At 72.8% G+C, this 13,594-nt stretch carries 16 protein-coding genes; 7 read left to right on the forward strand and 9 right to left on the reverse strand.

Annotated features, from left to right (window positions below):
• Positions 1–61: 61 nt before the first annotated feature.
• Both BM419_RS03455 and BM419_RS03460 read left to right on the forward strand, forming a co-directional pair.
• Positions 62–1,027, forward strand: coding sequence for a 2-hydroxyacid dehydrogenase (locus tag BM419_RS03455; protein WP_056525355.1), 966 nt, complete (start codon positions 62–64; stop codon positions 1,025–1,027).
• Positions 1,024–1,935, forward strand: a complete 912-nt coding sequence (locus tag BM419_RS03460) for an AprI/Inh family metalloprotease inhibitor (RefSeq protein ID WP_056525352.1) — start codon at positions 1,024–1,026, stop codon at positions 1,933–1,935. The genes BM419_RS03455 and BM419_RS03460 overlap by 4 nt, the downstream gene beginning before the upstream one ends.
• A gap of 42 nt (positions 1,936–1,977) precedes the next feature.
• Here the strand turns inward: BM419_RS03460 and BM419_RS03465 are convergent, their stop codons facing one another.
• The 4 genes from BM419_RS03465 to BM419_RS03480 all read right to left on the reverse strand — a co-directional run bounded on the left by BM419_RS03465 (position 1,978) and on the right by BM419_RS03480 (position 5,236).
• Positions 1,978–2,592, reverse strand: a complete 615-nt coding sequence (locus BM419_RS03465) for a cytochrome b (RefSeq protein ID WP_056525349.1) — start codon at positions 2,590–2,592, stop codon at positions 1,978–1,980.
• Between the two features lie 67 nt (positions 2,593–2,659).
• On the reverse strand, positions 2,660–3,226 hold the full coding sequence (locus BM419_RS03470) for an NAD(P)H-dependent oxidoreductase (RefSeq protein ID WP_056525347.1): 567 nt from the start codon (positions 3,224–3,226) through the stop codon (positions 2,660–2,662).
• Between the two features lie 184 nt (positions 3,227–3,410).
• The gene (locus tag BM419_RS03475; RefSeq protein WP_056525344.1) at positions 3,411–4,070 is read right to left on the reverse strand and encodes a class I SAM-dependent methyltransferase; all 660 of its coding nucleotides are present in this window, start codon (positions 4,068–4,070) and stop codon (positions 3,411–3,413) included.
• Positions 4,071–4,072: 2 nt separating this feature from the next.
• Entirely contained in the window at positions 4,073–5,236 is a 1,164-nt protein-coding gene (locus BM419_RS03480; RefSeq protein ID WP_056525341.1) for a glycosyltransferase, read from the reverse strand.
• Between the two features lie 137 nt (positions 5,237–5,373).
• Here BM419_RS03480 and BM419_RS03485 point away from each other — a divergent pair, with 137 nt between their 5' ends.
• Positions 5,374–6,585, forward strand: coding sequence for a DNA topoisomerase IB (locus BM419_RS03485; protein ID WP_056525338.1), 1,212 nt, complete (start codon positions 5,374–5,376; stop codon positions 6,583–6,585).
• 35 nt (positions 6,586–6,620) lie between these two features.
• Here the strand turns inward: BM419_RS03485 and BM419_RS03490 are convergent, their stop codons facing one another.
• Positions 6,621–7,307: a LuxR C-terminal-related transcriptional regulator gene (locus BM419_RS03490; protein WP_020095849.1), complete on the reverse strand. Its 687-nt coding sequence runs from the start codon at positions 7,305–7,307 to the stop codon at positions 6,621–6,623.
• A gap of 212 nt (positions 7,308–7,519) precedes the next feature.
• Entirely contained in the window at positions 7,520–8,416 is an 897-nt protein-coding gene (locus tag BM419_RS03495; protein WP_056525335.1) for a GGDEF domain-containing protein, read from the reverse strand.
• Positions 8,417–8,490: 74 nt separating this feature from the next.
• Between BM419_RS03495 and BM419_RS03500 the strand changes: the two genes are divergently transcribed.
• Positions 8,491–8,847, forward strand: coding sequence for a hypothetical protein (locus BM419_RS03500; protein WP_056525330.1), 357 nt, complete (start codon positions 8,491–8,493; stop codon positions 8,845–8,847).
• Here the strand turns inward: BM419_RS03500 and BM419_RS03505 are convergent.
• Both BM419_RS03505 and BM419_RS03510 read right to left on the reverse strand, forming a co-directional pair.
• On the reverse strand, positions 8,819–9,208 hold the full coding sequence (locus tag BM419_RS03505) for a hypothetical protein (protein ID WP_056525327.1): 390 nt from the start codon (positions 9,206–9,208) through the stop codon (positions 8,819–8,821). The genes BM419_RS03500 and BM419_RS03505 overlap by 29 nt on opposite strands.
• A gap of 149 nt (positions 9,209–9,357) precedes the next feature.
• Positions 9,358–9,588: a hypothetical protein gene (locus BM419_RS03510; protein ID WP_026605348.1), complete on the reverse strand. Its 231-nt coding sequence runs from the start codon at positions 9,586–9,588 to the stop codon at positions 9,358–9,360.
• A 306-nt stretch (positions 9,589–9,894) separates the two neighbouring features.
• Here BM419_RS03510 and ruvB point away from each other — a divergent pair, with 306 nt between their 5' ends.
• From ruvB to ybgC, 3 genes are all read left to right on the forward strand, one after another.
• A complete protein-coding gene (gene ruvB, locus BM419_RS03515) occupies positions 9,895–10,950 on the forward strand; it encodes a Holliday junction branch migration DNA helicase RuvB (protein ID WP_091924965.1) in 1,056 nt (351 codons plus the stop codon).
• 367 nt (positions 10,951–11,317) lie between these two features.
• Positions 11,318–12,043, forward strand: a complete 726-nt coding sequence (locus tag BM419_RS03520) for a DUF4142 domain-containing protein (RefSeq protein ID WP_042669273.1) — start codon at positions 11,318–11,320, stop codon at positions 12,041–12,043.
• A gap of 90 nt (positions 12,044–12,133) precedes the next feature.
• On the forward strand, positions 12,134–12,586 hold the full coding sequence (ybgC, locus tag BM419_RS03525; RefSeq protein WP_056525319.1) for a tol-pal system-associated acyl-CoA thioesterase: 453 nt from the start codon (positions 12,134–12,136) through the stop codon (positions 12,584–12,586).
• Positions 12,587–12,589: 3 nt separating this feature from the next.
• Here ybgC and BM419_RS03530 read toward each other — a convergent pair whose 3' ends face one another.
• Positions 12,590–13,378 (reverse strand): HpcH/HpaI aldolase family protein, encoded by a 789-nt coding sequence (locus tag BM419_RS03530; RefSeq protein WP_056525316.1) that lies wholly within the window; start codon positions 13,376–13,378, stop codon positions 12,590–12,592.
• Positions 13,379–13,594 lie beyond the last annotated feature (216 nt).

Raw genomic sequence — 13,594 nt, forward strand, 5'->3', positions numbered from 1 at the left:
CTCTATGCCGGGACGGGGGAGGCGGCCGACACCGACGCGCGGCCGAACGTGGGAGTGAACGATGGCTGAGGCCCCGGTCGAGATCCTGTTGCTCCGGAAGATGCACCCGCTCGTGGAGAAGGCCTTCGCGGGGCGGTACGGGGTCCACCGGCTGGCTGAGGCCGCGGACCCGGAGGCCCTGCTCGCCGAGATCGGCCCGCGGATCCGGGCGCTCTGCGTCGGCGGCGGGGTGGACGGGGCGCTGATGGACCGGCTGCCGAACCTCGAGCTGATCGCGAATTTCGGCGTGGGCTACGACGCCGTCGACGCCGCTGGGGCGCAGCGGCGCGGGATCGTCGTCACCAACACGCCGGACGTCCTCACCGACGAGGTCGCCGACCTCGCCCTCGGCCTCACCCTCGCTACCCTGCGGCGGATCCCCCAGGCCGACCGCTACCTGCGGGACGGCCACTGGCCCAAGGCGCCCTTCCCGCTCACGGCATCGCTGCGCGGGCGGCGGGTCGGCATCCTCGGTCTCGGCCGGATCGGGCGGGCGATCGCCCACCGCCTGGAGAGCTTCGGCGTCGCGATCGACTATCACGGCCGCAGCCGGCAGGCCGACATACCCTACACGTATCACGATACGTTGATCGGCCTCGCCCGCGCGGTCCACATCCTCATCGTGGTGGCGCCCGGCGGCGCCGACACGCGCAACCTCGTGGACGCGGCCGTGCTGGAGGCGCTCGGTCCCGAGGGCATCCTGATCAACGTCGCCCGGGGCACCCTGGTCGACGAGGCGGCGCTGACCGCGGCGCTGAAGGCGGGCACGATCCTCGGCGCCGGCCTCGACGTCTTCGAGAACGAGCCGCACGTGCCCGCGGACCTCGCCGCCCTCGACAACACGGTGCTGCTGCCGCATGTCGGGTCGGCCTCCGAGCACACCCGCGCGGCGATGGCCCAGCTCGTCGTCGACAACGTCGTCTCGTGGTTCGAGGGACGGGGTCCGCTGACGCCCGTCGCCGAGACACCCTGGAGACCGACCGCGTGAGACAGGCTCGGGCCGCCCTGCTGGCCGCATCGGCGCTGATCGCGACCGCCGCGATCGTCCGGCCGGCCGCCGCCCAGGACGTGCCCGCCGCCACCGAGGAGGCCGCACCGCCGTCCCCTCCTCCGGCCGCGGAGACGCTCGCGGCGCCCCCGGCTCCGACCGCGCCGCCGAGCCTCCCCGAGAAGCTCGGGCAGGTGCCTGGAACCTGGGACCTGTCGCGGGACGGCACCAACCGCCGCTGCGTCATGACGCTGGTGCTCGACAGCGGCGAGGCGGGGCAGCGGCTGCGCTTCCCGGCCGGATGCCGACGGGCCTTGCCGGTCCTGAACAGCGTCGCCGGCTGGCTCTTCGTCGACGGGGCCGTCCGCCTCGTCGACCGCAACGTCCGCCCGGTCCTCGATTTCGCCAAGCGGCCGGACCAGCGCAGCCTCGTCGCCCAGGCCGAGGGCGGCGAGCGCTACAGTCTCGTTCCCCTCGACATCGTCGCGATGCGGCCGGCCGACGCGGCCGCCGCGCCCGAGACCGCGCCGACGGATCCGGCGAGCCCGGCCCCCTCCCCGCTCCAGACCGCGGCCCCGGTGCCGGCCGAGCTGCAGCCGCCGGCGACCGCCTCGGCCGCGACCGCCTCGGCGGCGCCGGCGCCGGGGCTCTACGCCCTCGACCGCTTCCAGCAGCGCGACACCTGCCGGATCAACCTCGACGGCACCGGCGGCGGCGTGCGCATCGTCCCCGGCTGCCACGACAGCGGCCTGGAGGTGTTCGATCCGGTGCGCTGGCGCTACGCGAAGGGCCGGATGACGCTGACCGCCAAGCGGGGCCACAGCATCGACCTCGTGCCGAGCGGCGACGGCCGGTGGCGGCGCGATCCCGAGGTCGGCACCACCTTCGTCCTGCGCCGCGTCGATTGAGCGCACCGCGCGGCGGCGACCGCGCGCTCGATGACGGGCGCGTCAGCGCGACGAGCCGCGCCCGTCCTGGACCGGCAGCATCCGCTCCAGCAGACCGTCGCGGCGGATGACCAAGTGCCACGCCGTGCCGGCGACGTGCAGCAGGACCAGGGCGTAGACGAGCCACTGGCCGAACACGTGGATCGACTCGAAGATCTTCTGCGTCGCGTCGTCCTTCGGCAGTCCCGGGATCGTGAACAGCCAGAAATACGGCGTGTCGCGCCCGGACAGCGCGCTGAGCAGGTAGCCGCTGATCGGCATGATCAGGAAGATCGCGTAGAGCAGGAAATGGTTGATGCGCCCGATCAGCGTCAGCAGCCGGGGCGCCTGCGGGTCCGGCGGCGCGGGCCGGATCATCCGCCAGAGGATCCGCACGACCACGATCGCCAGGATCGTCAGGCCGACCGACTTGTGCAGCACGAACATGCTGCCCTTGGCGGGCGTCGGCGGCAGGCTGATCGCGACCCAGGCCAGCGGCAGCACCGCCAGGACGAGGGCGGCGTTCAGCCAGTGCAGCGCCTGCGAGACCGGGTGGTAGCGCGGCAGTCCGGATGCCGTGACGTAGGTGGCGGGCAGCGCGGTCGGCGCCTTGCCGGCCGTGAGCGGAGAGCCTGACATGATCCCTCGCGGAAGAGCGTGGTCCCTCTGCGATCTAGGGCCCGCCTCCGGCCGGAATAGTCTCCCGTCAGACGGATACGCCGGTCGCGGTCGCCCGCGACACGTCGAGCAAGGCGGCGAGTTCCGTGGCCGCGGCGCGCAGCCGGATCGCCACGGTCTCGTCGACGATGCGGCCGTCCACCAAGTCGTCCGACCCGGCATAGACCGAGGTCGGCGCGACGTGGGCCGCGAAGAAGCCGAACAGGGGTCGGAGCCCGTGCTCGACCACCAGGGCGTGGCGCAGGCCCCCGCCCGTGGCGGTCAGCGCCACCGGCATGCCGATCATCCGGGCCGGGTCGACGAAGTCGAAGACGTGTTTGAACAGCCCGGCATAGCCGCCCTGGTAGACAGGCGTCCCGACGATCAGCGCGTCCGCCGCCTCGATCGCCTCGACGAGGCGCGCGGCGGGCGCCGAGAGGTCGTCCCGCTGCGTCGCGCCGAGGCCCGGGCCGGCATCCATCAGGTCGTACACGGCGAGGTCGATCCCGCGCAGGCGACCGAGTTCGGCGCCGAGGGCCTCGACCAGGATGCGGGTGCGCGAGGGTCGCTTGGCGCTGCCCGAGAAGGCGACGACGCGGGCACGGCTGGGCTTCACACTCGACTCGACACTCACCACGAAACCTTCCGCCGCAGCACGCCCTGATCCGGGACTCCGAACACCCTGGCGCATGCGCGGCACGCGACGCGGGTCGATTCGACGGTAACGCATTCCCGCGCCGGATAAAGCCTCGGCGCGGCCGCGCGGGCGGCGGTTCGGCGGGACCGTCTCGGCGGATCCGTCATCCGCGGAGCCGCCAGACGTGGCTGCGCTTGATCTCGGAATCCTCCAGCGCGCGCGAGACCGGAACCTCGTAGGTCGCGAGGCAGTCGAGGCGGTCCCGCGGAAGGTAGGTGCGGCCCGGATCGCCGATCAGCACGGTGACGCCGCGCGCTTGCAGGCGAACGAGCCAGGCGGTCACGGCCTCGGCGAGGTCGCGCTCGTAGAACACGTCGGCCGCCAGGACGAGGTCGGCCCGGGGATCCGTGGCGAGGAGATCGTCGGCGATCGCGGCGACGCGGTCGCCGACGCCGTTGGCCGCGGCGTTCAGCCCGATCGCCGCGACGGCGAAGGGGTCGAGGTCGCTGGCGACGACGTGGCGCGCCCCGGCGCGGGCCGCCGCGATCGCGACGAGGCCGGACCCCGAGGCGAAATCCACCGCGCGCGCGCCGTCCGCGACGTCCGGGTTGTCGAGGACGTAGCGGGCGAGCGCCTGGCCGCCCGCCCAGGCGAACGCCCAGAACGGCGGCGGCAGCCCGATCGCCTGCAACTCCTCCTCGGTCCGCTGCCAGAGATCGGTCGCCTCGTCGGCGACGTGCAGGCGGATCTCGGGCGCGTGGGGGACGGGCAGCAGGCGGGTGTTGTCGCGGATGAAGCCGGCGGGATCGTCCGGTGCGCGCACGGTCAGGCCTCCAGCAGGTCGCGCCACACGGCGCGGACCTGGTCGGTCACCGCGGTCTCGGTGAAGCCCCCGGTCTCGATCCGCGCCCGCGCGGCCGCGCCCAGGCCGGCGACGAGACCGGCATCGCCGCTCAGGCGCGCCAGCGCGGCGGCCAGAGCCGGCGCGTCGTCCGGGGGAACGAGCAGGCCCTCGACGCCGTCGCGCACGAGGCTGCGGCAGCCCGGGACGTCGGACGCGACCAGCGCCCGGCCGCAGGCGGCGGCCTCCAGCAGCGTCCGCGGCAGGCCCTCCCCGCCGCGCGAGGGCAGGCAGGCGACGTGGTGGCCGGCCCAGACCCCCGCGACGTCGGTCGTCGGCCCGTGCCAGACGATGCCGTCGCGGCTCCAGGCGCGCAGGGTGTCGGCGCCGATCGCCCGCCGGTTCGACGGGTCCGGCGCGCCGTACAGCGCCAGCTCCACCGGCGCGCCCTGGCTCCGGGCGAGGCGGACGGCCTCGACGGCGACGTCGATCCCCTTCGACCACAGCATCCGGGCGACGACGGCCACCCGCAGCGGCGGCATCGGCGGCAGCGGCTGCGGGACGAGGATCGCGGGATCGACGCCGGCGCCGCCCACCACGGTCACCGACCGGTCGAGCGGGTCCAGGCCCAGGGCCAGGGCGTCGTCGGGGTTCTCGAAGAGGAAGCGCGTCCGCGACGAGGCCAGCGGCCCCCGGATCAGCGCCCGCAGGGCGAGGCGTGCCGCCCGGCCGAGGCGGTCGCTCCGGGCGCCGACGAGGCCGAGGCCGGTCAGGGCGAAGACGCGAGACGGGATGCCCGCCATGGCGGCGGCCGTGCCGCCGACCAGGATGCCGCGCAGGGCGATGCAGTGGACGATGTCGGCCTTCAGCGCCTTGAGGATCGCCGCGAGCTGCCCGGCCGCGTAGCCCGCGGCCATCGGGTTGAGGCTCGCCCGCTCGGCCTCCAGGTTGACGACCTGCGCGCCGGTCGCCTCGATGGCGGCCCGGTGGAGGCGGACCCGCGTCACCACGGCGACCGAGAGACCCATGCCGACGGCGGCGCGGGCCATCGGCAGGAAATGCGAGGCGAAGAACCAGTCCTCGGTCACCACGAAGACCAGGCGGCGCATCGGAACGGGCAGGTTCCCGGGTTCGGCATCGGACTGCATCCGTTCCCTCTAGCACGGCGGCGGGGCCCGTCCTGCGACGGATGTGCAGGCCCGGAACGGCGATCCCGTGCCGCCGGTTGTCCAAGGCCTTCTCGCCGGGCGAGGCAGCCCGGCGGCGTCGATGGGAGGGGCTGTTCATGGCGTGCGTCGAGACGGCGGAGAGCGGCGGAGACCTCCGCGCCGCGGCCGAGGAGGCCGGGCTCGTCTACGTCGATGACGGCCGGCCCGGGCTGACCCGCCGCCGCAGCGGCACCGGCTTCCGCTACTGCGACGCGAAGGGCGCGCCGGTGCGCGACAGGGCCGTGCTGGCCCGCATCCGCGGCCTCGCGATCCCGCCGGCCTACACGGATGTCTGGATCTGCCCGCGCCGCAACGGCCACATCCAGGCGACGGGCCGCGACGCTAAGGGGCGCAAGCAGTACCGCTACCACCCGGATTTCCGGCAGGCGCGGGAGGCGAACAAGTTCTCGCGGATCATGGCCTTCGCGGACGCGCTGCCGGGCATTCGCCGGCGCGTCGACGCCGACATGAGGCGGCCGGGCCTGCCCCGCGACAAGGTGCTGGCCACCGTGGTCCACCTGCTCGAGACCACGCTGATCCGCGTCGGCAACGACGATTACGCGCGGACCAACAAGAGCTACGGCCTGACGACCCTGCGCGATCCCCACGTCCGGGTCGAGGGTTCGGCCCTGTCGTTCCGCTTCAAGGGCAAGAGCGGCAAGACCTGGGACGTGTCGCTGAAGGACCGGCGGGTCGCCCGGATCGTCAAGGCCTGCCAGGACCTGCCGGGCCAGGAGCTGTTCCAGTATCTCGACCCGGACGGCACCCAGCGCGACGTCACCTCCTCGGACGTGAACGCGTACCTGCGTGAGATCACCGGCGAGGACTTCACCGCCAAGGATTTTCGGACCTGGGCCGGCACGGTGCTGGCGGCGCTGGCGCTGCGGGAGTTCGAGAGCTTCGACAGCGAGGCCGGAGCCAAGCGCAACATCCGCGCGGCCATCGAGAACGTCGCGGGCCGCCTCGGCAACACGCCGACGATCTGCCGCAAGTGCTACATCCACCCGCAGATCCTCGACTGCTACCTGGAGGGCGGCCTGCTCCTGCAGGTGAAGGACGCGGTCGAATCGGAGCTGAGCGAGGACCTGTCGAGCCTGCGGCCCGAGGAGGCGGCGGTGCTGGGACTCCTGCAGGCGCGCCTCTCCGCCGCCGAGGACGCCGTCAAGGCCGGAGGTCGGGTCAAGCCGGCGGCCGCTCGGAAACGCGGGGCGAAGACGCCAGAGCGGTCCAAGAGCGGGACGGCAGCCAAGCGCGCGTCCGGTGCCCGGAAGGCGGCCGCGGCCGCTTAGGGGGGCGGTCTCGCCGAGACCGCCCGATCCCCCTCTCAGTGCCGGGACTGGTTGTCGTTGCCCGAGGACCGGTTGTCGGTGCCGCGCCGAACCTGATCGCTGGAATCGACCACGGGGGCCAGGCCGAGCTGGCGGGCCAGAGAGACCAGGTCCTTGAGCCGGCCGGTCTGGGTCTTGCGCCGCAGGTTGAGCCGGTGGGTCTCCACCGTGCGCACGCTGAGCGCCAGCCGCCGCGCGACCTCCTTGTTGCTGAACCCGGAACTCAGGAAGCGCAGCACCTCGGCCTCGCGGGGCGTCAGCCCGAGGCTCTCGCCCGCCTCCGGCGGCATCGCCACAGGCTGCTCCGGCGGGACCAGCACGTCCGAGCCTTCCGCCAGGGCGAGCAGCGCCGCGCCGAGGTCCCGCGGCGACTTGGAGCGCGCCACGAAGGCGTCGGCGCCGGCGGCCAGCAGGGCGCGGAGGTCGTCCGCCGTCAGCGCGCCGAAGGCGACCAGCGTGCGGAGCGCCGGCTGGCGCTCCTTCAAGGCGACGATGCGGGCGATCCCGTCGGCCAGCCGGATCTCGTCGAGGAAGACCAAGGCGACGCTGCTGCCGGCGTCGGCGCGGTCGAGATCTGCCTCGCCGATGGTGTGGAATTCGGGCATGTGCTCGAGGGTGGCGCGAACCGTCGCGCTCAGGTCCTCCGGCTCATCCAGGATCAGGACGCCAACGGCCGTACTCATGACCTCGCACCTCTCTCTCCCGGCTTGATACAGGCGGCCGGGATCGAAGGCGAAGTTCCAAGATCCGTTCCAGCAACAACTCGCGAATATTAAGCTTTATATTGGCCGAATCGCTCCCCAGAAACGGATACTCGGCGAATCAATGCGCCGATCTGGGACGACGGTGGGACACCGCTCGACGGACTGTGCCGATCCGGGACGGGCGGTCCGGTTCAGCCCGCGACGGCGCGGATAGCCTCGCTCTGATCCGGCACCACCCGGTTCCGGCCGCCGCCCTTCGCCGCGTAGAGCGCGACATCGGCCCGCTTGACCAGGGCCTCGACGCTGTCGCCGTCGCACCACGTGCTGACGCCGAAGCTGCAGCTCAGCGCGATCGGACCCCGCGCCCCGCTGATCCGCAGGGCCTGGACGTCGGCGCGCAGGCGCTCGGCCTGCGCCACGGCCTCCGCGAGCCCGTGGCCGGGCAGGATGACGGCGAATTCCTCGCCGCCGAGGCGTCCCGCGATCCCGGCACCGGCGATCAACTCGGCCACGGCCTTGATCGCCACGTCGCCGACATCGTGCCCGTGCTCGTCGTTGATGCGCTTGAAGTGATCGATGTCGAGGAGGATCGCCGAGACGGCGCCCGGTCTCGGGTCTCGCGCCGCGGCGGCCCGCGCGCGCTTGAAGAAGGCACGCCGGTTGTAGGAGCCGGTCAGCGGGTCCGTCTCGGCGAGGCGGATCAGCTCCTCCTGCATGGTGGTCAGGCGCTCGGCCGCGCGCAGGCGCGCGTTCAGCTCCTCGGCGCTCGGCGGCTTCTCGATGAAGTCGTCGGCGCCGCTGTCGAGAGCCTCGGCCAGGCTGCGGACGTTGCGGGCCGACGACATGGTGATGACGTGCAGCGGCCCGCGGGATTCGGCGAGGAGCCGGGCCGACCAGCAGAGCTCGAGCCCGCAGAGCGGCCGCACCTCCAGGCTGGTGATGAGGACCCGGACCGCGGGCGTCGCCGCCAGGAACTCCAGCGCCCGCTCCGAATCCGTGAACGGGTGCACCGCGTGGCCGCGCGGCTCGATCAGGGACGCGATGATCTGCAGCACGACGCGGCTCGAGTCGACGATGACGATCTGCATGGCGTGACCCGCACCCGATATCCGCGGTGTAAGCTGGAAGGCTTAACCGCCCCCCAACGGAGCTGAACCCCGGTATGAGCGTGGCCATTACCACTCCGGATCGGCGCTATATCGTTGTCCGGGCGCGTCTGTGGCGCCGCGCGAATCCCGACCTGTCGGAAACCTGTCGGGCCGCGCTGGTGCAGCGCCTGATGGCGGCGCGCCGGGGCGTGAAGGAGGCCAAGCGGGCCGAGCGCGCGGACGAGCCGGGCGCCGCGGAGGCGCTCGCCGCCGCCAGGGCCGAGGTCGATGCGGCGAAGGTCGGACTCGGCGAGCGCGGCCCGGTCTGGTGGACGGACGGCGCGCCCGACCTCAACCGGCACCTCGTCCGCAACACGCCCTACGCGGCGTGGTTCGCGGCGCTCAGCGCCGGGGAACCTGAACCGCGATGACCCGGGCCCCCGCGACCGGGTCGGCCCCGACGGCGCGCGCGCCGCGGCGGCCGTAGGGGGCGGCGTTGATCACCGTCAGGGTCGGCTCGGCCGCCGGAGCGGCCGGGATGCCGGTCACCGTCGGGACGCCGTAGGTGCCGTAGCTCCAGGGCGTGGGCACGATCTGGGTCGGGCGCGGCACGCGGGTCAGCGGGGCGCCGATATAGGTGCCCCGCACGAACTCGCCGGCAAAGCCCGGATCGGCGGCGTAACCGGGCGCGTAGGCGACCGGAGCGTAGGGATCAGCGCTCCGGAAGGTCTGCGCCGACGCGGGCGCCGCCGCCGCCAGAGCGAGCAGGGTCACGATCGTCCGGTTGGCCATGGGTCCGGCTCCGAGGGGTGTCGGCGGGCGCGGTGCGCTCCGGGTGCTGGGCCAACAGACCGGATCATTGGCCGTTCCGCGTCTCCAGTCGCGCAGAGTGCGTAACGGTCCCGTCATGCCCAGCCGATCGGCCCCCGGGTGCGCACCGGTCAGCGGCAGGTGGTGATCCGCCGGACCACCCAGCCCTCGCCCTCGATCCACAGACGGCGGCGGGCCCGGCTGCAGGTGACGTCGTCCTCCCGCTCCGCCGATACAGGATGGACCTGCGGGTTGGCCTCGGCGACCTTGGTCTCGGCCGGACCGTTGGCGGCCTGAGCCGCGAGCGGAACGGCGAGCATGACGGTGCCGGCTGCGGCGGCAGCGATCGTACGGAGTTTCATCGGGGAGAAGCGCCCTGCGGCCATGCTTGGAGGTTTGGTCCAGGAATGCGCGGGCCGGCGGTTCGGTTGCATCCCGGTTGCGTCGATCGCGACGGCCCGTGCGCTCGCTCACATCGCCGGTGGCGCCACACGGGCTGACGCCCGGCCACGACACCTGGCCACGACACTTGGCCACCTTGCCCGGCCGCGGCGCTTAGACTTCCCGGCTTTCACGGGTAAGGAAGAACAAAACCGGACGCGCCGGTGCCCAGCCGTCCTGCGAGACCGCCCATCGCGGGCCGCGGCACGGTCCACGAAGCAGGGTTCATGAGCAAGTCGAAGCCTCCGACCAACGCGCTCCTGACACCGGAGAAGCGCACCGAGGACGTCGATCAGACGATCCGCCCCCTGAGCCTTGCCGAGTTCATCGGTCAGCGCGCGGCGCGGGCGAACATGCAGGTGTTCATCGAGGCGGCGAGGAAGACTGGGCAGGCGCTCGACCACGTGCTGTTCGTCGGGCCGCCCGGGCTCGGCAAGACCACGCTCGCCCAGATCGTGGCGCGCGAACTCGGCGTGAACTTCCGCTCGACCTCCGGGCCGGTGATCGCCAAGGCCGGGGATCTGGCCGCCCAGCTCACCAACCTGGAGGAGCGCGACGTCCTGTTCATCGACGAGATCCACCGGCTCAACCCGGCGGTCGAGGAGATCCTCTACCCGGCCATGGAGGATTACCAGCTCGACCTGATCATCGGCGAGGGCCCGGCGGCGCGCTCGGTCAAGATCGAGCTGCCGAAGTTCACGCTCGTTGGGGCCACGACGCGAGCGGGGCTGCTGACGACGCCGCTGCGCGACCGGTTCGGCATCCCGATCCGGCTGGAGTTCTACGAGATCGACGAGCTGGAGCAGATCGTGGCGCGCGGCGCGCGGGTGCTGGGTCTGGGCATGTCGGCGGAGGGGGCCAACGAGATCGCCCGTCGGGCGCGGGGCACGCCGCGGATCGCGGGGCGGCTCTTGCGGCGGGTGCGGGACTTCGCGGTGGTGGCGGAGGCCGAGACGGTGACGCGGGCGATCGCCGACCGGGCGCTGCAGCTCTTGGACGTGGACGGGGCAGGTCTCGACGTGATGGACCGCAAGTACCTGAGCCTGATCGCGCGTTCGTTCGGGGGCGGGCCGGTGGGCATCGAGACGATCGGGGCGGCGCTGTCGGAGCCGCGGGACGCGATCGAGGACATCATCGAGCCCTACCTGATCCAGCGCGGCTTCGTGCAGCGCACACCCCGCGGACGCGTCCTCACCCGGCACGCCTACCGGCACATGCAGATGCCGGAACCGAAGCGCGAGACGCCCGGGCAGTTCGGCTTCTTCGGTGACGGAGAGCCCTGAGGACCGGTCAACGCGTCTCCATGCATTGAATTCGGACCAGCATTTCACCGGGGACATGCTCCGGACGGGCGGTGCTGCGCGCAGCGCCATGGTGGGTTCCGCGTCGCGACCTCGGCAAGTCGCTGCCGGAACAGCCGTTTTTTCGACGGTCTCGAAACAATATTGCCAAGCTTAGGCGGGCGTCTCGCCGATCACGTACGTGTAAAAACTGCCGGAGTGCGTGGAACAGCGCCGAAACGCGACAGTTGGGGAGGCGACCGCGCCGGGTTCGCTCGGCGCCGGCAAGGCTGTCCCGATCAGGGTCCTGCCCTCCGATCGCGGCAGATCTTCGCGATCTCAAGAACAACGTCAGGGATAAACTTCCGCCATGAAGAAACTCACGCTCGCCGTGCTCGGCCTGTCCGTCGCCGCCATCTCGGCGCCCGCCTTCGCGCAGGACGCCCTGCCGATCCGCGTGCTGCCCTTCGCCAATCAGGACGGCGTCGGCGCCGCCGCGACCGAGACGCCCGCCTTCCGGGCCGAGGCGCTGCGTTCGGACGCCGCCAGCATCGAGGCGAGCCGGATCGCCCTCCAGCGGTCGCGCAACCCCCGGGTCCGCAACTACGCCAACCGCGTCCTCGTCGAGCGCAAGGCGACCACCGACGCGCTGCTGCCGCCGAACACCTCCCTCACCCGCAACGGCTCGGTGGTCTCCGACAACCAGGGCATCCGCACCGACCTGAGCAACCCGGTCGGCCTGGTGCTCGCGCCGGTGACGGTGGCCGCCAACATCGGCACCGGCATCGTCGGCGGCGCCCTCGGCGCGGTCGGCATCGTCGACAACAGCCCGGCCGAACCGGGCCGCCGCGTGGCCCTCGGCGAGCGCGGACAAGCGCGTCTGGCGCAGCTCCAGGCGGCCCCGAACGGCCGGGCCTTCGACCGGACCTACATCGACCAGCAGGCCCGCTCGGACGCCCGCACCCTGGCGCTCTACGACGCCTACGCCAAGCAGGGCGACAACGCCCAGGGCCGCAAGTTCGCCACCGAGGCCCTGCCCTACATCGCCGACGAGCACGCCCACTCGGCGAGCCTCGCGGCCCGCATCGGCGGCTGAGCGCCGCGCATGGCGTGATCTGCGCGAGGGCCGCCCCAGGGCGGCCCTCGTCGTGTTGCGCCGTCGCACCGCCCGTCGCTAAAGGGGCGCATGAGCGCGATCGAGCCCGCCAGTGACGGACCCGCGGAGGACGGTGCCCCGCACCACCGGATGGGCGTGCGCGTCTACTACGAAGACACAGACTTCTCCGGCTTCGTCTACCACGCCAGCTACCTGCGCTTCCTCGAGCGCGGCCGCACCGAATTGCTGCGGGAACTCGCCGGCGACCAGTCGGACCTGCACCGCGACGCACGCGGCCTCGTCTTCGTGGTGCGGCGCATGAGCCTCGATTTCCTCCGGCCGGCCCGGATGGACGACCTGCTGACCGTCGTGACCCGCACGCGCGCCCTGCGCGGCGCCTCGATGCAGCTCGCCCAGGACGTCCGACGGGGCGACGAAGTGCTGGTCTCCGCGGAGGTCACGGTCGCCTGCGTGCGGGACAGCCGCGCCGTCCGCCTCCCGGACGCGCTGCGGCGGCGGCTCGCGCCCGGCGAGGCCGCCTAGACCTCAGCCGGCCCGCGCCGGGTCGGCCTCGCAGAGCACCCGCGCGAAGGCGTTGACGATGGTCAGCACGTCGTACTCGACCGAGACCAGCTGGTAGCCCATCCCGACCATCTCCCGGGCGCGCGCCGGCGACGGCGCGAAGGCGCAGGGAATCTTGCCCGCCGCCCGGGTCTTGCGCGCGATCTCCCCGAGGGCCGCCGTGACTGCCGATCCCAGCGGGTCGATGGCCGCCCCCTTCGACAGGGCGATCGACAGGTCGGCGGGGCCGACCAGGACGCCGTCGATGCCCGGCACGGCGAGGATCGCCTCCAGGTCGGCGATCCCCGCCTCGGTCTCGCACATGGCGATCGTGAGCGCCCGATCGTTGGCGCCCGCGAGGTAGTCCGCGCCGTTCCGGAGCCCCGAGAGCCACATGGCCCGGTCCGGTCCCCAGCTCCGCTGCCCGACCGGCGGGAATTTCGCGGCCGCGGCCAGGGCCTCGGCATCCGCGACGGTGTTGATCATCGGCGCCACGACGCCGGCCGCGCCCGCGTCGAGCATCCGCGAGACCATGGCGAAGTCGCCCACCGGCACGCGCACCAGGGTCGATTTGCCGGCGAGGGCGACCTCGGTGATCGCCGCACACGACGTCTTGTAGTCGTAAGTGCCGTGCTGCTGATCCAGCAGGACGGCGTCGAAGCCGGCGCGCGCCAGGAAGCCGGCCAGCATCGGATCGGCGATCATGGACCAGCCCAGGAACCGGGCCGGGCCGGTGGGCAGCAGATCGGGCAGGCTGGGAACGGGGAGGGTCATGCGCGTCCTGCGTATCTCAGGGCTGTCGACTCGGCGCCGTGGGCCGCGACCATACGGGAGGCGCTTTCGGCAGGTCCAGCCCGGACGGCCCGTCGGACGGCGGCACATGCCTCAGGATCGCCCGGATCGAAACCGATCCTTAACCCTGCCGCGCCCTTAACGGAGGCGATGCCACGGCGGGGCGCGGGGGCCGTCGACGGCCCTTACTTTCGACAG

The sequence above is a fragment of the Methylobacterium sp. yr668 genome (assembly GCF_900116245.1).
In the GTDB taxonomy this organism is placed as follows: domain Bacteria; phylum Pseudomonadota; class Alphaproteobacteria; order Rhizobiales; family Beijerinckiaceae; genus Methylobacterium.